Source organism: Sphingomonas sp. IC081 (assembly GCF_006874585.1).
Taxonomy (GTDB): domain Bacteria; phylum Pseudomonadota; class Alphaproteobacteria; order Sphingomonadales; family Sphingomonadaceae; genus Novosphingobium.
In genome coordinates, this window is record NZ_CP029761.1 from 1,020,492 (window position 1) to 1,041,133 (window position 20,642).

Here is a 20,642-nt window from a genome sequence, read left to right on the forward strand (position 1 = left end):
GGTGTGAGTCTGTTTGAAAATCCGCCGTGGGCGGATTTTGGCGGCACCGGCCCGCTCCCCCACCCGACCACCCAACGATTGTACCTTAGTGGGTGGTCGGGTGGGGGAGCGGGCCGGTGCCGCGGCGAAAATGCCACATGGCATTTTCACAAACAGGATGCGGCGCGCCGGGAGAGAGGCGGGAAGGGCGGGGGGGAGCCGCTCTGCCCGGCGCGCCGCAGGCGGTCCGGAACGGCGAAAGGCTTACCAGCCGATCGCCACCGAACCGCGCAGGGCAAGGTTGGTGTGGCCGTGGCGATCCTCGGCCGAGAGTTCGCCGCCGAGAGTGAGGCCCACGGTGCCGCCGATGGCGCGCAGGCGGGCGTACCAGCCGCTCGTCGCGTCGTCGCCGGTGAGGCGGAAGTCCTGCCCGCCGTCGAAGTGGGCGGTGGTCGCTCCCACGCCGCCGCTGACCACTTCGCGCCAGCCGCCTTCGGTTTCCATGCGGAACCAGTTGTCGTCACGGCCCTTGGCGCCCATGAAATCGATGCCCACGGTCATGCCGCCGTTGACGCCGAGTTCGTCGCTGGTGCGCGAGGCGACCGTGAGGTCGAGCGCCTTGCCGCCGCCGGTTTCGGTGTAGCCGTCTTCCTTGAGGCGGATGTAGTCCACCGAGACGCCTGGGCGGAAGTAGAAGTACTTGCCGCCGCCTTCCCACGAGGCGCCGCCCGCGAAGGTGACGAAGTTGCCGTTCCAGCTGCCCTCGATCGCGCGGTTGATCGTCGCGGCGTCCGCCACGCCGACGAACTTGCGCTCGCTGTCATAGCTCGCACGGCCGATCGAGCCGCGGGCATAGGCGGCCACCGGGCCGCTTTCGTGGCGCCAGTGACCGGCCAGTTCCCACGAGTTCGACTTGATCTCGCTGGCCGCGCCGCGCGTGTAGCGGTTCCACAGGTAGGCGAGGGTACCGCCGAAGTAGCCGATATTCGTGGCATATTCCGCGCTGAGCGACATCGCGTAGCCCTGCAGGTTGTAGGCGGCGCTGGCGCCCGTGCCCTTGTCGCTGCCCCAGAACGAGAGGTTCGCGCGGGTGACCAGGCGGGAATCGCCAAAGACCGGGCCCTGCGGGTCCTGAAGCTGGCGGGTCAGCGTGCGCACGCCCATCGAGATGCCCTCGAAGGCGCCGCCGGCATGGTCGGGCAGCATCTCGCTCACATGTTCGCGGAAGGCATCGCCGCTGGTATCGCCGAGGAACACCTTCTCGATGTCGTCATCCTTGGCGAGCGCGGCGAAGATCGCGTCATAGGCGGTGGACTGCGAGCGGTTGAGGCCCAGTTCCTGCACGGTGCGGCGGGCGACGTCGACAACGATCACGTTGGCCGGGGCGTCCTCGTCGAGCGTGGCCTTGAACATGAAGGGTACGAGGTCGGTCGCGGTTTCCAGCTTGTCGCGGCCGGTCAGCGAACCGGCGGTGAGGACGGTATAGTTGCCTTCGGCGGTGGTGACGTCGGCAAGCCGCAGCGAGAGCTTGGCGCCCTCCGCGAAGGCGGCGTTGCCCGCGACGGTGAGCGCCGTGCCTTGACCCGCCGCCTTGTCGAGCGTGACCGCCAGAACGCCCTTGGCACCCACCTCCAGCGAGGCGATCGAGGCCGGTTTGTTGACGTCCAGGGTGCCGCCGGTGACCTTGACGGCAAGGCCGCTGGAATTGGCCAGCGCGCCCGAGAACACGGCGCTGTCGGCCAGCGTCAGGCTATCGGCGCCGCCGCCGAAATCGGCCGTGCCGGTAAAGTGGGAGGTGCCGGCAAGGCGCATCGCGTCGGTGCCCGAGCCGAAAGTGACCTTGCCGGTCTGCACCGCGTCGCCCGAAAGCGCGAGGGTATCGTTGCCGCCGCCGAAAGTGACGTTGCCGGTCACGGTGCCGTCGGCAATCGTGAAGGTGTCGTTGCCGGAGCCGAGGCGCACGTCGCCGGTGATGGCCGGCGCGGTGTAGGTGGCGGCGACTTCGGTCTGGCGGATGGTCACGTCCGAGGTAGTGCCCGACAGGTCGATGGCGATGTTGCGCCCCGTGTCCGCCTTGGCGCCGGTGGCCGAGATGGTGCCGCTGTTCTCGATCAGCGTGAGCGTGCCGGAGGCATCGCGGATGGCAACCGCGGTGCCGTTCTCGCCGGTCGCCGCCTTGATCGTGCCGGAGTTGCGCAGCGCGGGCAGGCTGGCGCCGGCTTCGATCTTCACGGCGGTGGCGAGCGAGGCGGCGGTGTTGCCGCTGGCGGCGGAGATGGTGCCGCCGTTCTGGAGCTGCGGCGTCGATGCGCCGGCGCCGAGGCGGATCGCGGTGGCGGCGGCGTCCTTGGAATTGCCGGAGACCGTGCCGGTCACGCCGATGCCGTTGGCGATGGTGACGTTGCCACCCAGACCGCCGATGGCAAGGCCGTTGCCGTCGACGCCGGTGTAGACGCCGTCACCCAGCACCGAGCCTTCGATCTGGAGGCCGAAGCCGCTGGCGGTGCCGGCAACCGGCCCGATCGCCACGTCGCGGCCCGCCGCGCCGATCACCATGGCCGGGGCCTTGCCGTAGGAGGCGATCTTGGCGGTGCCTTCCTTGGCGTCGTCGATGCCGTCGCCATCCTCGTCGGCCTTGTTGGGATCGCTGTCTTTGGGCGGCACGGCGAGCACGATGCCGCCGGTGACATTGCCGCCGATGACCAGCGCCGAGCCGCCTTGCAGCAGATCGTCGGCATCGAGCTTCGAAGGATCGGCGGGGGCGGCGGTGTAGCGATAACCGGTCGAGGCGACAGTGCCCTGGATCACCATCGCGCCGGTCACGTCGCCGCCGAAGCGGGCGGCCACGGCGTTGGCGCCCTGCGCCGAGACCGATCCTGCAAGGCGCACGTTGCCGTTGATCGCGCCGGTCTCGACGCCGACGGTGTTGTCGCCCAGCACGCTGGTGGTGCCGTCATGCAGGAAGGCGCCGTTCAGGGTGCCGCCGATGCGGATGCCGGCGGAATTGTTGCCCTTGACGGTGATCGTGCCGCTCTGGGTGAGCTTGCCGGTGTGATCGCCCTCGATCCTGATGCCGGTGCGGTTCGCGCCGAGCGCGAAGGGGCCGTCGAGGTCGCCGTCCTTGTCGGTGTCGGTCGGCGTGTAGGTCTCGTCTATGGTGATGGTGCCGGTGTTGACGATGTCGCCGCTGGTCCCGGCCAGCGCGCGGATGCCGGTGGCGCCGTCCGCATTGCTGATCGACAGGGTGCCGGCATTGGCGACGGCATTGTTGCTGTCCATCGTGATCGCGGTGCCCGAAGTGAGCACGACCGAGCCGTCCTTGGTCACATTGATCGCATCGGCGGCGCCGCTCTTGATGGTCGAGGTGAGGAGGGGGGCGGTCTTCTTGGTCGTCACGTCTTCCGCGTGAGCGGCATTGGCGGCGGCGGCGACGGCCAGCAGCGCGGTGGAAGCAAGCAGGTAGCGAGGCATCTTCGTCCCTTCAGATCGATCTCGAAGGGGAAGACGGAGGCCTTGCCGGGCGGCCTTGGAAAAAGTTGGGGGCGGGGGCAGGGGGAGGGCTGCTTACGGCCCATGGCGGACATTGCGGCGTCTAATAACTTTCGCAGTTCGGAGCTGGAAGAGTCTTTGCAGACAACATCTTTCGAACCCATATTTTAGAGCTGAAGAGTCCCAAATGCCCCTGCCGTTCGGGGCTGCGTTGGCCTATAAATTCAACCTCAAAGGCATGGATGGGATAGCAGTTCCCGCCCTTGGCGTATCCATTGTAATCTGGTTTTGGGTCGATGGTCGCTGGATCGTACATAAGCCAAGCAGCATCGCGGTACGACGGTCGCGTTCTGGGCACTGATGTAACGCCCTCAAGAAATGTAGAGCCCTCAAATTCGTAAAGCCAAATGCCTTTGAAGCGCCTCGGCTTTTCAAACCGATAGCAAGCAGGGCTGATGTCGTATTCGATGGTGCCATCCTTGTACGTGGCGCAAGGCTCGCCAAAAACCAGCGCAACCGGGATCGAAGTCCGGACGCTGTCTTTCAAATGCATATAATTGAAAGGATTGCCTAACCACGGCCAGAAGATCGCAATCACCAAACACATAGTGATGACAAGAGCGATCCTCATTCTCTTTTCCATTCAAGTAATCTAACGGTCCGGTCATTCCCGTCAACGTCCGCTTCCCACCCAAAATCGTCGTCCCCGCGAAGGCGGGACCCGGCTTTTCCCTTCAAGGGTGGAGGTGTGCCTCCAGATCGCGGGGCCCCCGCCTTCGCAGGGGCGACGGGCATGGGACGGGCAACTTTCCACTGAGGCACGACATCTCAGCCAGCATGGCCATGGTTAGTTCACCTTGCCCTCTCCACCCGCTCAGGCTGAGCCTGCCGAAGCCCCCTGAGGCGCGGCGCGAGGCTTCCCATCCTTCGACAAGCTCGGGATGAGCGGGCTGGGTGGGGCGATGTGTAGTTTGCGGGGCGATGTTTCCAAGCCCGCCTAGAACTTCGCGTCGAAGCCCAGCCGTACCGTGCGCGGCCGCAGCGGCGTCACCTGTTCGCGCCCGGTCGCCAGCGGGGTGCCCAGCGCGAAGCGGTTGCCGCGCGTGTCGGCGAGGTTGGTGACGCTCAGCGTCACGCCGTGACCGGCATTGCCGAGCCGCACATCGAAGCCGCTGTCGAAGTAGTTGCCCTGCAGCATGCCGAGGTCCGGCCCGATGCCGAGGCGCGACTTGCCGAGGTAGCTCGCCCAGGCATTGCCGGTGAGGGCAAGGTCCTCGCTCACCTCGCGGTTCCAGGTCAGCGCGGCGCGTCCGGCGAAGCGGGCGATGTTGGGCACCTGCATCGCCAGCGCTTCCACGGTGCTGGCGGCAAAGGCGTATTTCAGCGTGCCTTCGTAGTCGGGCTTGTCGATCCGGCTGTGGTTGAACGCCGCGCCCGCCTCGAAGCGCAGGCCTTGCACGATCCGCACGCCGCCCGAAAGGCTGGCCGACCAGACGCGGCCGTTGCCGATGTTGGCGGTGCTGGGCAGGCCGGCGCTGTCGGTGAAGTCGGCCTGGATGTCACGCCAGCGGGTGTAGGAGAGGCTGAGCGCCAGATCGAACGGGCTGACCCCCGCGCGGCCATGGCGGGCGCCGATCTCGGCCGTGCCGGTGCGGTCGTTGCGGAAGCGGCGCACGTAGTCGCTCTCGATCGCGAAGCCGCCGGGGCGGAAGCCCTGCTGGTAGCGGAAGTAGAGCTGGTCCTCGGGCGAGAACTCGGCATGGAGCGCGAGCGAGGGCAGGAAGGCGGTGAAGGTGCGCCGCGCCGTCACCCCGCGCGCGGCGAGCACGACGGCCATCTGGTCGCTCACGTCCTCGCCGTTGCCGCCGAGCCGGGCACGGGTGAAGCGCCCGCCCGCGGTGGCGGTGAAGGGGCCGGTCAGGTGCAGGCTGGCTTCGCCGTAGAGCGTGAATTCGCCGACGGTATTGCGCACGCCGGTGGCGGAACTGCGCGCGGCGAGTGCCTCGAAATCGCGCGTCAGCCGGGTGCGGTTGTGCGTGTAGCTGGCGCCGAGCAACCAGCCGAAACCGTGGCTCTGGGGCTGCCAGATGCGGGTTTCGTGCGCGAACATGCGGGTGGCGTTGGCTTGCTCGAACAGGCGCGCCGGGCCGTCCGGCTCGCTGGCGTCATAGCGTTCGTGGAGGTTCTGCCGCACCGCGCCGGTGGTCGAGCGCAGTTCCAGCCCGCCGATCCGGCCCGAGAGCACCACTTGCCCCAGCGCATAGTCCGCGTTCGAGCCCTCGCGCACGCGGGCGGAACTTTCCAGCGCCTTGCCGTCGCGGTCGGCATACTGGCTGTCGTCGGCCTCGGTGGACTGGGCGAGGCCGATCACGTCCACCGTCCACTCCGGCGCCAGCTTCACCCGCAGCGCCGCCCGTCCGCCGATGAGGTCGGTGCGGTTGACGTTCTTGCGGTCCATCAGCGGCTTGTCGATGTAGCCGCCGTAGCTGGCGGTATCGAGCGTGGCGCGAAAGGCGGCGACGTCTTCCACCACCGGCAGGTTGACGGTGGCGCTGAGGTCGGCCGAAGGCGCGCCGTGCTGCGTCACCGCGCCGCCCATCATGATCGCGCCGCCGGTACGCGCCAGCTCCGGCGCATTGGGGACGAGGCGGATGATCCCGCCCAGCGATCCGGCACCGTAGAGCGTGCCTTGCGGACCTTCCAGAACCTCGACGCGGGCAAGGTCCGAGAGGCGCAGGTCGGGATCGGGGGCATTGTAGGTCAGGCGCATGTCGCCGAGATACTGGCCCACGGTCGCCTGGGTCGGGCCGGTGAAGCTGGAATCGGCGATGCCGCGGATGAACAGCTTGTTGCGCCCGCTGCCAAGGTGGGTGGAGGCGACCGTGGCAAGGCGGCGGACGATCTTCTCGCTGCCGCCGATGCCGCCGCTCTCCAGCGTGTCGCCGCCGATCACGGTGACCTGCGCGGGGATCTGCTCCAGCCGGAGGTCGCGCTTGCTGGCGGTGACGATGATCGGCGGATGGGGCGCATCCGGGATGCGGATGGCGACGGGGGCGGCATTGGCGGGCGGTTCGGCCACCACGCGCCCTTTGGGCGGCAGGGCTTCGAGCCGCCAGGCCGCCTTGCCGACCGGAACCGCACGGGCGCGGGCCGCGCGGGCCAGACGCGCCACGGCGTCGCGCGCGCGCATCCGGCCGCGCAGGGCCGGGATATGCCGCCGGGCCAGCGCGGGATCGGCGATGACGATGCTGGTTCCGGTCTGGCGGGCGAGATCGCTGGCGGCGGTGCCGGCCTCGCCCTCGCGCGTGGTCACCATCCCGGCGTCGTCGTCGGCGGCCCGCGCCGGCGCGCCGAGCGGCAGTTGCAGGACCATCGCGGCCGTCAGCAGGAGAGGCGCGCGGCGCATCGGGTCAGGGCTTGCCGATCATCCAGCGGTCGCCCTCGCGGCGCACGTCGAGGCCGAGCAGGGCGCCGATCATCTGCGGATCGTCGCGCACCGGGGTGACGAGGATGCTGCCCGAAATCGCCATATCGGCGCCGGGGCGGGCGGCAAAGGCGATGCCGGTCGCGCGGCTGAGGCGGTCGGCGACCTCGCGCAAGGGGGCGGCGTTGAAGGTCAGCCGGCCTTCGCGCCATTCGCCGACTTGCGAGGGCGCGACTTTGCCGAGGGTGACCGCGCCCGCCTCGGCCACCAGCCGGTCGCCGGGGGCAAGGCGCAGGTTCTCGGCCCCGGGATTGTAGCCGACCGCGCCTTCGGCAACGCCGACACTGAGGTGCGCGCCCTCGCGGGAGACGTCGAACACGGTGCCGAGGTCGATCAGCGTGGCATCGCCCGCCTCGACATGGAACGGGCGCGCGGCATCGTGGCGCACGGTGAACAGCGCCTGTCCCTTGTCGAGCACGGCGTAGCGGGCGTCCTTGTGATCGAGCTGGATCACCGTGCCGCCGGCAAGATCGACGCGGGTGCCGGCTTCCAGATCGAGCGTGCGCATCTGCCCCGGCGCGGTCTCGACCGTGTAGAGATCGCGCGACGAGGCCTGCCACACCCAGATACTGCCGATGACGGCGAGCGACGCGGCCACGGCGCCGCCCAGCCAGAGGCGGCGGGGCGCGGCGGGTATTTCGTCGTCGTTGGCGGCGGGGCTGGCGGGCTGGGGTGCCTGCGCCGCAAGTTCCGCGGCTTCCGCCGCCGCTGCGCTGACCGCGTCATAGGCGCGGGCATGGGCCGGGTCGGCCTCAAGCCACTGCATGAAGCCATCCCAGTCCTCGAAACCGGGGTCGCCGGTCAGCACTGCCCACCGGGCCGCGGAATCGCGGATCGCATCGTCGCGCATCGTATCCTTACCTGTCATCGCGCGGACCTCCTGCAGCGATGACGGAGACAAACGGCTCAAGCCTCATCGCGGCGTTCCTTCCATTCGCCGAGCGCGCGATAGGCGATGCGCAAGTCGCTTTCCACCGTGCTGAGGCTGACGCCGAGTTCCGAGGCGACCTCGCGCTGCGCCACGCCGTCGATGCGGTGGCGGCGAAAGGCGCTGGCGGCACGCGGGCCGAGCCGGTCGAGCACGCGCAGGACCGCGGCGGCTTCCTGTGCGGCGGCGGCGCGGCGCTCCGGCGAGGGTTCGGCGGACACGCCGGCAAGATCGGAGTGCACCTCGGTCCAGTCGCGGTCGCGCTTGTCGGCCTGGCGCTGCGAGCGGTAGCGGTCGATCATCAGCAGGTCGGCCATGCGCATCAGGTAGGGCAGGGGGGAGGCGACCGGGCCGGGAGTGGTCGCCTGGATGCGCAGCCAGACTTCGTGCAGCAGGTCCTCCGCCGCATCGCCTGCGCCGCGAGCGCGCAAAAAGCGCAGCAACGCATCGCGGTGTGCAAGGAAGGCGGCTTCGAGGCCGGCACCGGGGGAGGGCGAAGTCACGGAAATGGCTGGGTCGGTTCTTGTAGTCGCGGCGCTTCAGATAGACGTTCGCGGCGCTGAGGGGAAGAAGTCGTTTTGCTGCAAGTACGCAGGAAAAAGGCGGCTCCTTTCGAAGCCGCCTGCTCGCGTTACTTGTGATGGTGTGAAATCAGTCGCGGCTCTTGCCGAAGGCGACGATCTGCAGCAGGCCGCCGGCCATCGCCACGTTCTTGAAGAAGTGGATGAACTGGTTCTGGTCGGCGAGGTCGTTGTGGAAGAAGGCCGCGGTGACCAGGCTGAAGACCGCCAGCACTGCCGCCACGGTGCGGACCCGGTAACCCGAGATCAGCACGAGGCCGCCGATCACTTCGACCACCACTGCGCCCGCCAGCGCTGCGGCGGGGAGGGGCAGGCCGGCCGAGGCGATATAGGCCATCGTCGCTGTGGGGGCGGCCAGCTTCGAGAGGCCGGAAAGGATGAAGATCGCCGCGATCAGCACGCGGCCGACCAGCGGCAGGTGGCGCACGAGCGTGGTTTCGGTGGCGGCGGTTGCGGTCTGGGTAGCAGTGTTCATGGCATGATTCCCTGTGTGTTCGGTTGGAGCAGGGCCGGCCATTCGTCGCACCGGCGCCTCTTGATGGGCAGAAGATGGTGCGGTTCGGCGATTTCGAAAATGCTTATAAAGTCATCTCGATTGTTCGATAATATAGAATAGTACGAGGGAGAAAAGGGACCGGCAGCGCGACGGGGGGGGGGGGCTGCCGGTCCCGAGGTGTTCGGAAGATGGCCGGGGCCGGGTCCGAACGGGGTCTTGGCGCGCTTGATGCCAGGACCGTAAGAACAACAAGTCTGCGCGGCGGGCGGAGGCCGCTGCCGTAAAGGGTTCAGGCCGCCGTGCGGGCCAGCCGGTCGATCCGCCAGGCCCGCGGGGTGGTGCCCACGGCCTTGCGGAACAGCCGCGTCAGGTGCGCCTGGTCGGTCAGCCCGCAAGCGCAGGCGATCTGCGAGAGCGAGTCCCGGGTTTCCATCATGAGCCGCTGCGCGCGGTTGATGCGCCGGCGGATCAGGTAGCTGTGCGGCGGTTCGCCGACGCTCGACTTGAAGGCGCGGCTGAAATGGCCGGTGCTCAGGCGCACCAGCGCGGCGAGATCGTCGCAGCCGAGCGGGGCGGCGAGGTTTTCGTCGACGTGGCGGATCACCTTGCGCAACTGCCATTCGGCCAGACCGCCCCGGGCCAGCGGTTCGGAGCCGGGTGCCCCGGACGATGGGAAGGCCGGAACTCTTGCGGCGATGGCGGTTTCAAGACCTTCCGGTCCGGCCTGGCCGGGGGAGGGAAGCGGTTGAAGCATGGGGGATTACTCCAGTCTCTGCTTGCCGGATTACAGTGGATTGATCCGGGAAAACGAAGTGATTCGCCAGTGCTTTGTTTGTACTTCAATTGCTACGATTGATTTTCACTTTAAAAACAACTTTTAATTAACGCGAATTTTACCATCCTCTTCGGCGCTCTTCCGCGGGAATGTTTGGGAGGCGCCCTTCGGGCATTTTCGAACAAACGGACTCTCAGATATCGGGCAGTTCGGCGCTCGACGGGTCCAGCGCGCTTTGTGCGACGAAGCGGTCGATCAGCCAGGCCGCGGCGGGGCCGGGCGGGGTGTCGCGCCGCCAGATGCCGGCGAACCGGTAGATGCCGCCCGGCTGGTCGGGCATGCTGAGGCGGATCAGGGTGCCGGCGACCAGGTCGGGCTCGATCATCGGCAGCGGCATGTTGCCCCAGCCGATGCCCTCGCGCAGCAGCGCGTGCTTGGAGCCAAGGTCGGCGAGGCGCCAGGTCTTGGGGCTCATCACCGCGAAGTCGCGGCCTTCGGTGAAGCGCGAGCGGTCCGACAGCACCAGCTGCGTATAGTCGCGCCCCGCCCCCGGCGCGATCTCGGTCATGCGGCCGAGCGGATGGTCGGGCGCGGCGACCGGGACCATGGCGACCGATCCCATCGAGACGCTTTCCAGCCCCTCGACCCCGGCAAACAGCGGGCCGGACAGGCCGATCGCGGCGGTGCCGTCGAGCACCATGGCGGTCACCGCGCCGAGCGCCTCGACATGGAGGCGCAGCTGCACGGTGGGAAACTCGGCGGCAAAGGCGCGCAGGATCACGCCGAGCCGCTCGGCCGGGTACATGACGTCGACAGCGAGATCGACTTCGGCCTCCAGACCGTCGAGCAGGCCTTTGACTTTGGCACGCAGCCCGTCGATCCCCTCTGCAACGCCGCGCGCCTCGGCGAGAACCGCGCGGCCGGCGACGGTCAGCTGCGGCTTGCGGGTGCCTTCGCGGTCGAACAGCATCAACCCCAGTTGCGCCTCGAGGTTGGAAATCCCATAACTGATCACCGAAACCGCGCGGTTCAGCTTGCGCGCCGCGCCCGCGAAGCTGCCGGTGTCCACCACGGCAAGGAAGATGCGAAGCTGGTCGAAGGTGGGCGTGCCCGGGTTGCTCACGAAATTACCGCTCCGCTTTTCAACTTGGTGGAATAGTACGGTCGATTTTATCCATCTGATCTGGAAAGATCGCAAGGGCTATATGGGTCTTCGACGAGGCGGACACCGGATTTGACCGGTATCCCCGCCAAGACAGGAGATTTAGGACCATGATCGAACTTCGCCCCTTCGACAGCCTCGGCGGCGCCAACCACGGCTGGCTCGACGCCAAGCACCACTTCTCGTTCGCCGGCTACCACGATCCGGCCCGCGTCCACTGGGGCAACTTGCGCGTCTGGAACGACGACGTGATTGCGCCCAAGACCGGCTTCCCGCCGCACCCGCACCGCGACATGGAAATCATCACCTATGTCCGTGAAGGCGCGATCACTCACCAGGACAACCTGGGCAACAAGGGCCGCACCGAGGCCGGCGACGTCCAGGTGATGAGCGCGGGCACCGGGATCCAGCACTCGGAATACAACATGGAAGACGTCGAAACCCGCATCTTCCAGATCTGGATCATCCCCACCCGCAACGGCGAACGGCCGAGCTGGGGCTCGCGTCCCTTCCCCAAGGGCGAGCGTTCGGGCCAGTTCGTGACGCTGGCTTCCGGCTACGAGAACGACAACGATGCCCTGCCGATCCGCACCGACGCCAAGGTCGTGGCGGCCACGCTGAAGGCTGGCGAGACCGCCGAATACCCGCTGGGCAAGGACCGCAAGGCCTACCTCGTTCCGGCCACCGGCGCGGTGCAGTTGGGTGACGTTCGCGTCAACGCCCGTGACGGCGCCGCGATCAGCGATCTCGACGTGCTGCGGGTGACCGCGATCGAGGACAGCGAAATCGTCCTCGTCGACGCCGCCTGATAACAAAAGCCTGATAACAAAAGGGGCGGGCGCCCACGGGTGCCCGCCCTGCCTTTTACGGAGAGCCGATCATGTCCGTGCATTCTTCCGATGTCGAAGGCGTTGACCTCGTCATCCTTCCCTCGGTCCGCGACCTTGGCGATGGCTTTAAGGTCCGCCGCGCGCTGCCGGTCGCGCAGCGCCGCATGGTCGGCCCCTTCATCTTTTTCGACCAGATGGGCGAGGCGGTGTTCAAGTCGGGCGAAGGCCTCGACGTGCGGCCCCACCCGCACATCGGTCTTTCCACGCTCACCTATCTGATCGAGGGCGAGATCCTGCACCGGGATTCGCTGGGCTCGGTCCAGCCGATCCTCCCCGGAGAGGTCAACTGGATGACCGCGGGCAGCGGCATCGTCCATTCCGAGCGCACCTCGCCGGAAAACCGCGCCAGGGGCGGCAAGCTGTTCGGGTTGCAGACCTGGGTGGCGCTGCCGAAGGAGCACGAGGAAATCGGCGCCTCCTTCGCGCACCACAAGGCGGACGAGATGCCCGTCAGCGAAGATGCCGGTACGCGCTTCACGCTGATCGCCGGTACGTCCGACGGCATGACCTCGCCGCTGAAGACCTATTCGGACATGATCTATGCCGACATCGTGATGCTGGACGGGGCGCGCTATCAGCTCAAGGCCGAGCATGTCGAGCGGGCGGTCTACGTCGTCAGCGGGGCGGTGGAAGTCGTCGGCCAGAACGGCACGTTCGGCGAGGGCGAACTGGTGGTCTTCCAGCCCGGCGCCGAACTGGTGCTGCGCGCCAAGGGGCACACTCGGTTGATGCTGCTCGGCGGTGAGCCGCTGCCCGAACAGCGCCATATCTTCTGGAACTTCGTGTCCTCGTCCAAGGATCGCCTCGAACAGGCGAAGGAGGACTGGAAGGCCCAGCGTTTCCCCGCCGTGCCCGGCGAACCCGACTTCATTCCGCTTCCTGCCTGAAAGGCCCGGCCATGACCCAAGCAACCGCCACCATCGGCCAGACCCCCTGGCGCACCGAAATCGTGGTGGGTGGTCACGCCATCACCGCCGACGAACCTGCTTCGCTCGGCGGGCAGGGCCTGGGCCCGGCGCCTTACGACCTGCTGCTCGCCAGCCTCGGCGCCTGCACCGCGATCACGCTGAAGATGTACGCCGCGCGCAAGGGCTGGGAGTTCGGCGATCTGACCGTCGATCTCGCGCTCAAGGGCGGGAAGGGCGATCTGCACATTGCCCGCACGCTGACCATCACCGGGCTGGATGACGATCAGAAGGCCCGCCTTGCCGACATAGCCGAGCGCACTCCGGTTACACTGACGCTGAAAAATGGCCTGCCGATCGAGACGCGGCTGGCGTGATGGCGATGAGAATTGCGAGCAATCGCACCATACCCTAAAGCATCGCGTGATGCTGATACCTGATGATGGAATGGAGCGACTGGGCCGCGGAGAGCCGCTGCCGGATGCAATGCAGGGGCGCTGGGTTGACGTTGACGATCCATCCGGCGTCTTGGTTGTCAGTGGCGGCGAGGTTACCTGCTTCGGGCAGGTAGTCGCTTATGATTACAAGATTATCGATAGCGGTGGCGGTGCGCTTACGGTGAGCCTGAAGGTCGACAAGGAAGCCGATGACGAGGCATTCCAGCAAGCGAACATTACCGAACTGGTGATCACGCCGGAGGGTGAGTTTCACGCTTATAATGTCAGCTTCGCGAGCCAGTTCGTTCCATCAGCAGTCTGAATTTCTTCGGTTCCATCCGGCAGTTGCCAACCGCCCATCCGCTCAGCCTGAGCTTGTCGAAGGCCCCGGAGGCTGGGCGCGACGCAAGCACTCATCGGTAGGTTCCGTGTGAGTGGCGTTTGATGAAGAATCATGCGTTTGAAGCCGCCATCCTCGCGCAAAAACCGCTTGGAACCGGCCCGCAAATCGCACAGGGTCCGGCGATGGCCGCGCCTTTCGGGGGATGCGCGGCGCCAAGGAGCACAAGACGGGTCCCATGCATATCGCTTCATCCGAGCCGGGTGAACGTGCCAAGCCGCAGCGCTGGTACAGCCACCTCTATTTCCAGGTTCTCGTCGCCATCGCGCTGGGCGTTTTGATCGGCCATTTCCGCCCCGATGCGGGCGAGGCGCTGAAGCCGCTGGGCGATGCCTTCATCAAGCTGGTGAAGATGGTGATCGCGCCGGTCATCTTCCTCACCATCACCACCGGTATCGCGGCGATGCGCGACCTGAAATCGGTGGGCCGCGTGGCTGCCAAGGCCTTTGCCTACTTCCTGTTCTTCTCCAGCCTGGCGCTGGTGGTCGGCCTGATCGTCGCCAACGTGGTGCGGCCGGGGCACGGGCTCAACATCGATCCCGCGACGCTCGATGCCTCCAAGGTCGCGCTCTATTCGGAAAAGGCGCACGAGACCTCGCTCACCGGTTTCCTGATGGCGATGATCCCCGAGACGTTCCTCTCCTCGATGACCGAGGGGAACATCCTGCAGGTCCTTGTCGTCGCGATCCTGTTCGGTGTCTCGCTCGCCATGCTGGGCGATCGCGGCGCTCCGGCGCTGTCGCTGCTGGAAACGATCTCGCTGGTCTTCTTCAAGCTGGTGTCGATCGTCATGAAAGCCGCGCCGATCGGTGCGTTTGGCGCCATGGCCTTCACCATCGGCAAGTACGGCGTGGAAAGCCTTGCGAACCTCGCGGGGCTGGTGGCGACCTTCTACCTGACTTCGGCGCTGTTCGTTTTTGTGGTGCTGGGCACGGTGGCGCGTCTGTGCGGGTTCTCGATCTTTGCGCTGGTCGCCTACCTCAAGACCGAACTCTTGCTGGTGCTGGGCACTTCCTCCTCCGAAAGCGCGCTGCCGCTGCTGATGGAGAAGCTGGAGCGCGCGGGCTGCCCGCGCCCGGTGGTAGGGCTCGTCGTGCCCACCGGCTACAGCTTCAACCTCGACGGCACCAATATCTACATGACGCTGGCCGCGCTGTTCATCGCGCAGGCCTGCAACGTCCACCTCTCGCTGGGTGAGGAACTGCTGCTGTTGGGCGTTGCCATGCTCTCGTCCAAGGGCGCGGCGGGGGTGACCGGCGCGGGCTTCATCACGCTCGCGGCCACGCTCTCCATCGTGCCTTCGGTGCCGGTGGCGGGCATGGCGCTGATCCTGGGCGTCGACCGTTTCATGTCCGAATGCCGCAGCCTGACGAACTTCATCGGCAATGCCGTGGCGACGGTGGTGGTTTCGCGCTGGGAGCGCGCGATCGACATGGAGCGCTTCCGCGCGGTCATCGGCATTCGCGGCGAGGGCCATTCTGAAGCGGCACCGCCGGCGGTCGGTGCCGGGTAACCGTCGGTGCATTAATTGCAATCGTCGCGGCGTGACACGGCATCGTCTGCGGTCTATCGCTCAGCCGCGAGCCCGTGCCGTTCCCCCCATCTCCCAGGGAGGACAGTTCCCATCGCGCCGCCGTCCGGCGGCGCCGTCCTTCGCGGCCGGGCATCTGGAAGTTTGAGGAAAGGTCGCCGATGTCCCCCACCCGCCACGCCGCAGCCCGCGCGCTGCTCTCCGATCCGCTGACCAACAAGGGCACCGCCTTCACCGAGGAGGAGCGCGACGAGTTCGGCCTGCACGGGCTGCTGCCGCCGCATGTCGGCACGCTGGACAGCCAGATCGAGCGCCGCCGCAACGCCCTGGAGGACAAGGAAAGCGACTTCCAGCGCTACGCCTTCCTGCGCGAGCTTCAGGACTCGAACGAAGTGCTGTTCCACGCACTGGTGCAGAGCGACCTGCCGCGCATGCTGCCGCTGGTCTACACGCCGACCGTGGGCGAGGGCTGCGAGCGTTTCAGCGAGATCTACCGCCGCCCGCGCGGCCTGTTCCTCAGCTATTCCAACCGCCATCGCATTGCCGATATTCTCTCCGATCCGGCCTATGACCGCGTGAAGGTGATCGTCGTCAGCGATGGCGAGCGTATCCTCGGCCTTGGCGATCAGGGCGCCGGCGGCATGGGCATCCCCATCGGCAAGCTGGCGCTTTACACCGCCTGCGCGGGCATTCACCCGGCCGAAGTGCTGCCGATCCTGCTCGACCTCGGCACCGACAACCATGCGCTGCGCGAAGACCCGCTCTACATCGGCTACCGGGCGCCCCGCGTGCGCGGCAAGGACTACGACGATTTTGTCGAGGCCTTTGTCGCCGCCGTGAACGACCGCTTCCCCGGCGTGCTGCTGCAGTGGGAGGACTTCGCGGGCAAGAACGCCTACGACCTGCTGGTGCGCTACCGCGACCGCCTGCTGAGCTTCAACGACGACATCCAGGGCACGGCCGCCACCGCCGTCGGCACGCTGCTTTCGGCGATCCGCAAGACCGGCGTGCCGATCACCGAGCAGCGCGTGGTGCTGTTCGGCGCGGGCGCGGCGGGCAGCGGGGTTGCCGAGATGCTGGTGCAGGCCATGCAGCTCGAAGGCCTCGGCGAAGCCGATGCGCGCGCGAAGATCTGGGCGGTCGACCGTGACGGCCTGATCCTCTCCGACGTTCCGCGCATGCCGCCGCAGCAGGTGAAGCTGGCGCACGATCCCGCCGATATTGCCGGCTGGAACCTCTCGGGCAGCAACATGATCACGCTGCAGGACACCATCGCCAACGTGAAGCCCACCGTGCTGATCGGCACCTCGGGCCAGAAGGCGGCTTTCGACGAGCGGGCGATCCGCACCATGGCCGAGCATGTCGAACGCCCGGTGGTGTTCCCGCTTTCCAACCCGATCTCGCGCGCCGAAGCCCACCCGGCCGATGTGCTGGAATGGACCGGCGGCAAGGCCATCGTCGGCACCGGCAGCCCCTTCGGCATTGCCGGGGTGACGCAGGTCAACAACGTCTACGTCTTCCCCGGCATCGGCCTCGGCGCGCTGGCGAGCGGGGCGACCACGGTCAGCGACGGCATGTTCATGGCCGCCGCGCGCCGTCTCGGTGAACTGCATGAGGGGGACGAGGGCCTGCTGCCGCCGGTCACCGCGCTGCGCGAAGTGGCGCTGGAAATCGCCGTTGCCGTCGTCGAACAGGCGGTGGCGGAAGGCCTCGCCACGGCCGAGCCCGAAGCGCTCACCCGCGAGAGCATCGCGGCGAGCATGTGGAAGGCCGAATACGCCCCGGTCGAGTAAGCGCGGTGGGCGAGGCGCATGAGCGCGTGAGGGTCGGCCTGATCGGCTACGGCTATGCCGGGGCGACCTTCCATGCGCCGCTGATTGCGGCGGTGCCCGGGCTCTCGTTCGGCGCTTTTGTGTCGAGCAGGCCCGCGCCGATCCTGGAACGCTACCCGGAGGCGACGATCCACGCAGAGGCCGAGGCGCTGCTGGCCGATCCGGCCATCGATCTTGTCGTCATCGCCGCGCCCAACTCCATGCATTTCCCGCTGGCGGCAGCGGCGATGCGGGCGGGCAAGCATGTCGTCGTCGACAAGCCCTTCACGCTGGACCTTGCCGAAGCGCGCGCCCTGATCGCCCTTTCGCAGGAAACCGGGCGTAACCTGACGGTGTTCCACAACCGCCGCTGGGACAGCGACTTTGCCACCGTGCGCAAGGCCATCGCTGACGGACTGGTGGGCGATCCCGTCCACCTTGAAACCCGTTTCGACCGCTTCCGCCCGCAGGTTCGCGACCGCTGGCGCGAGAACGCCGGGCCGGGGGCGGGCGTGTGGTTCGATCTGGGGCCGCACCTTGCCGATCACGCGCTGCTGCTGATGGGCCTGCCGGAGCGGGTGACAGCCTCGCTCGCGCTCCAGCGCGAAGGCGCGCAGGCCGATGACTGGGCCCATGTCGTGCTCGAATTCGGCGGCAAGCGGGCGATCCTTCACGCCTCGATGCTGGTATCGGGCGGCTCGCCGCGCTTCGTGGTCCACGGCACCGGCGGCAGCGCGGTGAAGCAGGGCATGGACATGCAGGAGAGCCAGCTTGTCGCAGGCATGACGCCCGGCGCCGAGGGCTGGGGCGAAGACCCCGATCCGCTCGTGCTGCACAGGGCCGGAAACGCTCCGCGCAGCATTCCCGCCGAGCGCGGCGATCAGCGCGAGTTCTACCGCCTCGTGGCCGAAGCGGCGCAGGGCAGGGCGGCGAACCCGGTGCCGCCGATCCAGTCACTGGCGGTGATGGCGGTTATCGAGGCGGCGCAGCAATCGGCTGCGGAAGGCCGCTGCGTGGAACTGCCGCTGACCGAGGCAGAGCGGCGGGCATGGGCTGAAAGCTGGCGCGATCCGCCCGAAGGGCATTAAAAAAGAAGTCCTGGGGGATGATCCCCCAGACCCGCGAAACGTCTTCGTTGCGTCTTGCCTATCTGTTGTGCGCTGATTGCGAACAAGCTTCTTGATAGCCTGCGGCAGCAAGGGGCGCGCAACGGCTATCGGTGCACAACGAAGACGGTAATGGGGGTGCAGGGGGCGATGGCCCCCTGCCTTTACTCTTCGTTCTTCAAAGAATCCCCGGCAGATCCAGACCCTTCTCCCGCGCACAATCCCGCGCGATCTCGTACCCGGCATCGGCGTGACGCATCACGCCCGTCGCCGGGTCGTTCCACAGCACGCGCTCCAGACGCTTCGCCGCCGCTTCGGTGCCGTCGGCAACGATCACCATGCCCGAATGCTGCGAATAGCCCATGCCGACGCCGCCGCCGTGGTGCAGCGAAACCCATGTGGCGCCGCTCGCGGTGTTGAGCAGCGCGTTGAGCAGCGGCCAGTCCGAAACCGCGTCCGAACCGTCACGCATGGCCTCGGTCTCGCGGTTGGGCGAGGCGACCGAGCCGCTGTCGAGGTGATCGCGGCCGATCACGACCGGGGCCTTGAGTTCGCCGTTCGCCACCATCTCGTTGAAGGCGAGGCCGAGGCGATGACGGTCACCCAGCCCGACCCAGCAGATGCGCGCGGGCAGGCCCTGGAACTGGATCTTCTCGCGCGCCATGTCGAGCCAGTTGTGCAGGTGCGCGTGGTCGGGCAGCAGTTCCTTCACCTTGGCGTCGGTCTTGTAGATGTCCTCGGGGTCGCCGGAAAGCGCGGCCCAGCGGAACGGCCCCACGCCGCGGCAGAACAGCGGGCGGATATAGGCGGGCACGAAGCCGGGGAAGTCGAACGCGTTCTCGACGCCTTCGTCCTTCGCCATCTGGCGGATGTTATTGCCATAGTCGGTGGTGGGCACGCCCGCCGCCTGGAAGTCGAGCATGGCCCGCACGTGGACCGCCATGGAGGCCTTGGCCGCCCTGGCGACGGCTTCGGGCTCACGCTCGCGGCGCTCGATCCATTCGGCAACGGTCCAGCCTGCCGGGAGATAGCCGTTGACGGGATCGTGGGCGGAAGTCTGGTCGGTCAGCAGGTCGGGACGGATGCCGCGCGCGTAGATTTCGGGCAGCAACTCCGCGGCATTGCCGAGCAGGCCGACCGAGACCGGCTTCCTGTCGGCATTGGCCTTCGCGATGATCGCCATGGCTTCGTCGATGGTCTTGGCGGCGACGTCGAGGTAGCCGGTGCGCAGGCGCATTTCGATGCGGCTGGGCTGGCATTCGATGGCAAGGCACGAGGCGCCCGCCATCACCGCTGCCAGCGGCTGCGCGCCGCCCATGCCGCCAAGGCCGGCGGTCAGCAGCCACTTGCCCGAAAGGTCGCCATCGTAGTGCTGGCGGCCCATCTCGACGAACGTTTCGTAGGTGCCCTGAACGATGCCCTGCGTGCCGATGTAGATCCACGATCCGGCGGTCATCTGGCCGTACATGGCAAGGCCGCGCTTATCGAGTTCGTTGAAGTGTTCCCAGTTCGCCCATTCCGGCACGAGGTTGGAATTGGCGATCAGCACGCGCGGCGCATCGGCATGGGTGCGGAACACCCCGACCGGCTTGCCGGACTGGACCAGCAGCGTCTCGTCATCGTTCAGGCGGCGCAGGGTCTCGACGATCTTGTCGTAGCTTTCCCAGTCGCGCGCGGCGCGGCCGATGCCGCCGTAGACCACCAGTTCCTCCGGCCGTTCGGCCACGTCGGGGTGGAGGTTGTTCATCAGCATGCGCAAGGGGGCTTCGGTGAGCCACGATTTCGCGGAAAGTTCGGTGCCGGTCGCAGGCTTGATGACGCGGCTGTTGTCGAGGCGGGTCATTGTGTGTTTCCTCAGGTCAGGATTGCGCGAAGGCGATGGCGGCCTTCAGCACGTCTTGCAGGATCGGGGTGAGGGCGGCGGCACGGGCCGCCGAATAGGGCAGGGGCCAGTTGGCTTCGTCCGGCACTTCGGGCTCGTCCATGTAGCCGCGAATGGCGAGTTCCATCTGGATCGCATGGACGCCGCCGGCAGGCTCTCCGTAGTGCCGCGTGGTCCAGCCGCCACGGAAGCGGCCGTCGAGAACGTGGGGGAGGCCGCTCGCCTTGCAGACTTCCACCACGGCGGCGGAAAGCGCCGGATCGCAGGTCTGGCCAAGGTTGGTGCCGATGTTGAACTGCGGCAATTCGCCGTCGAATAGGCGCGGCACGTGGCTGCGGATCGAGTGCGCGTCGTAGACCACGACTTTGCCGTGAAGCGCGCGCAGCCGCGCGATCTCGGCACGGAGCGCGGCGTGGTACGGATCGAACCAGAGCGCGCGGCGGCGGGCGATCTCGGCCTCATCCGGGCCTTCGGCCTTGTAGAGCGGCTCCCCGTCGAACGTGGTCGTCGGGCAGAGTTCCGTCGTCGCCTGCCCGGGATAGAGCGAGGCGCCCGAAGGATCGCGGTTGAGGTCGATCACGCTGCGCGAAACGCGTGCAGCAATCGTCGTTGCGCCAAGCGCGCGGGCGAAGGCGTAGAGATCGTCCACCCACCAGTCGGCATCGCGCCGGGCCAGCCATTCCGAGCGGAACAGCGGGCCGACGTCGGCCAGATCGGTGCCGACATGCGGAAAGGCGACGATCAGCGGCGCCTGCCCATGGTGAAGGACGAAGCTCATCAGGCCCC

At 67.3% G+C, this 20,642-nt stretch carries 17 protein-coding genes; 7 read left to right on the top strand and 10 right to left on the bottom strand.

What is annotated here, in order from left to right; all coding sequences use genetic code 11:
- Nucleotides 1-243: 243 nt before the first annotated feature.
- The 8 genes from DM450_RS04990 to DM450_RS05025 all read right to left on the bottom strand — a co-directional run bounded on the left by DM450_RS04990 (nucleotide 244) and on the right by DM450_RS05025 (nucleotide 10,855).
- Nucleotides 244-3,450 (bottom strand): autotransporter outer membrane beta-barrel domain-containing protein, encoded by a 3,207-nt coding sequence (locus DM450_RS04990; RefSeq protein ID WP_142632943.1) that lies wholly within the window; start codon nucleotides 3,448-3,450, stop codon nucleotides 244-246.
- 121 nt (nucleotides 3,451-3,571) lie between these two features.
- Nucleotides 3,572-4,099, bottom strand: coding sequence for a hypothetical protein (locus tag DM450_RS04995; protein WP_142632945.1), 528 nt, complete (start codon nucleotides 4,097-4,099; stop codon nucleotides 3,572-3,574).
- A 366-nt stretch (nucleotides 4,100-4,465) separates the two neighbouring features.
- Entirely contained in the window at nucleotides 4,466-6,874 is a 2,409-nt protein-coding gene (locus tag DM450_RS05000) for a TonB-dependent receptor (RefSeq protein WP_142632947.1), read from the bottom strand.
- Nucleotides 6,875-6,878: 4 nt separating this feature from the next.
- Entirely contained in the window at nucleotides 6,879-7,820 is a 942-nt protein-coding gene (locus DM450_RS05005; RefSeq protein WP_260610208.1) for a FecR family protein, read from the bottom strand.
- Nucleotides 7,821-7,858: 38 nt separating this feature from the next.
- Entirely contained in the window at nucleotides 7,859-8,383 is a 525-nt protein-coding gene (locus tag DM450_RS05010; protein WP_142632949.1) for an RNA polymerase sigma factor, read from the bottom strand.
- Between the two features lie 148 nt (nucleotides 8,384-8,531).
- A complete protein-coding gene (locus tag DM450_RS05015) occupies nucleotides 8,532-8,936 on the bottom strand; it encodes a DoxX family protein (protein WP_142632951.1) in 405 nt (134 codons plus the stop codon).
- Between the two features lie 310 nt (nucleotides 8,937-9,246).
- Complete coding sequence (locus tag DM450_RS05020; protein WP_142632953.1) at nucleotides 9,247-9,711, bottom strand: helix-turn-helix domain-containing protein; 465 nt, start codon at nucleotides 9,709-9,711, stop codon at nucleotides 9,247-9,249.
- A 214-nt stretch (nucleotides 9,712-9,925) separates the two neighbouring features.
- Nucleotides 9,926-10,855, bottom strand: coding sequence for a LysR family transcriptional regulator (locus DM450_RS05025; protein WP_142632954.1), 930 nt, complete (start codon nucleotides 10,853-10,855; stop codon nucleotides 9,926-9,928).
- A gap of 149 nt (nucleotides 10,856-11,004) precedes the next feature.
- On the opposite strand from DM450_RS05025, the gene DM450_RS05030 reads away from it, so the two are divergent.
- The 7 genes from DM450_RS05030 (at nucleotide 11,005) to DM450_RS05060 (ending at nucleotide 17,956) form a co-directional block, all read left to right on the top strand.
- Nucleotides 11,005-11,703 carry a pirin family protein gene (locus tag DM450_RS05030; RefSeq protein WP_142632956.1) on the top strand — a complete coding sequence of 233 codons (699 nt, stop codon included), beginning with the start codon at nucleotides 11,005-11,007 and terminating at the stop codon, nucleotides 11,701-11,703.
- A 71-nt stretch (nucleotides 11,704-11,774) separates the two neighbouring features.
- Entirely contained in the window at nucleotides 11,775-12,671 is an 897-nt protein-coding gene (locus tag DM450_RS05035) for a pirin family protein (RefSeq protein ID WP_142632958.1), read from the top strand.
- Between the two features lie 11 nt (nucleotides 12,672-12,682).
- Complete coding sequence (locus tag DM450_RS05040) at nucleotides 12,683-13,066, top strand: OsmC family protein (RefSeq protein ID WP_142632959.1); 384 nt, start codon at nucleotides 12,683-12,685, stop codon at nucleotides 13,064-13,066.
- A 49-nt stretch (nucleotides 13,067-13,115) separates the two neighbouring features.
- Nucleotides 13,116-13,448 carry a hypothetical protein gene (locus tag DM450_RS05045; protein ID WP_142632961.1) on the top strand — a complete coding sequence of 111 codons (333 nt, stop codon included), beginning with the start codon at nucleotides 13,116-13,118 and terminating at the stop codon, nucleotides 13,446-13,448.
- Nucleotides 13,449-13,704: 256 nt separating this feature from the next.
- Nucleotides 13,705-15,039 carry a dicarboxylate/amino acid:cation symporter gene (locus DM450_RS05050; RefSeq protein WP_142632963.1) on the top strand — a complete coding sequence of 445 codons (1,335 nt, stop codon included), beginning with the start codon at nucleotides 13,705-13,707 and terminating at the stop codon, nucleotides 15,037-15,039.
- Nucleotides 15,040-15,218: 179 nt separating this feature from the next.
- On the top strand, nucleotides 15,219-16,850 hold the full coding sequence (locus DM450_RS05055; protein WP_142632965.1) for an NAD-dependent malic enzyme: 1,632 nt from the start codon (nucleotides 15,219-15,221) through the stop codon (nucleotides 16,848-16,850).
- Nucleotides 16,851-16,876: 26 nt separating this feature from the next.
- Nucleotides 16,877-17,956: an oxidoreductase gene (locus DM450_RS05060; protein WP_142632967.1), complete on the top strand. Its 1,080-nt coding sequence runs from the start codon at nucleotides 16,877-16,879 to the stop codon at nucleotides 17,954-17,956.
- Between the two features lie 196 nt (nucleotides 17,957-18,152).
- Here DM450_RS05060 and hutU read toward each other — a convergent pair whose 3' ends face one another.
- Together hutU and hutG are read right to left on the bottom strand one after the other, a co-directional pair.
- The gene (gene hutU, locus DM450_RS05065) at nucleotides 18,153-19,817 is read right to left on the bottom strand and encodes a urocanate hydratase (protein ID WP_142632969.1); all 1,665 of its coding nucleotides are present in this window, start codon (nucleotides 19,815-19,817) and stop codon (nucleotides 18,153-18,155) included.
- A 16-nt stretch (nucleotides 19,818-19,833) separates the two neighbouring features.
- On the bottom strand, nucleotides 19,834-20,634 hold the full coding sequence (hutG, locus tag DM450_RS05070) for an N-formylglutamate deformylase (RefSeq protein ID WP_142632972.1): 801 nt from the start codon (nucleotides 20,632-20,634) through the stop codon (nucleotides 19,834-19,836).
- Nucleotides 20,635-20,642: the final 8 nt, after the last annotated feature.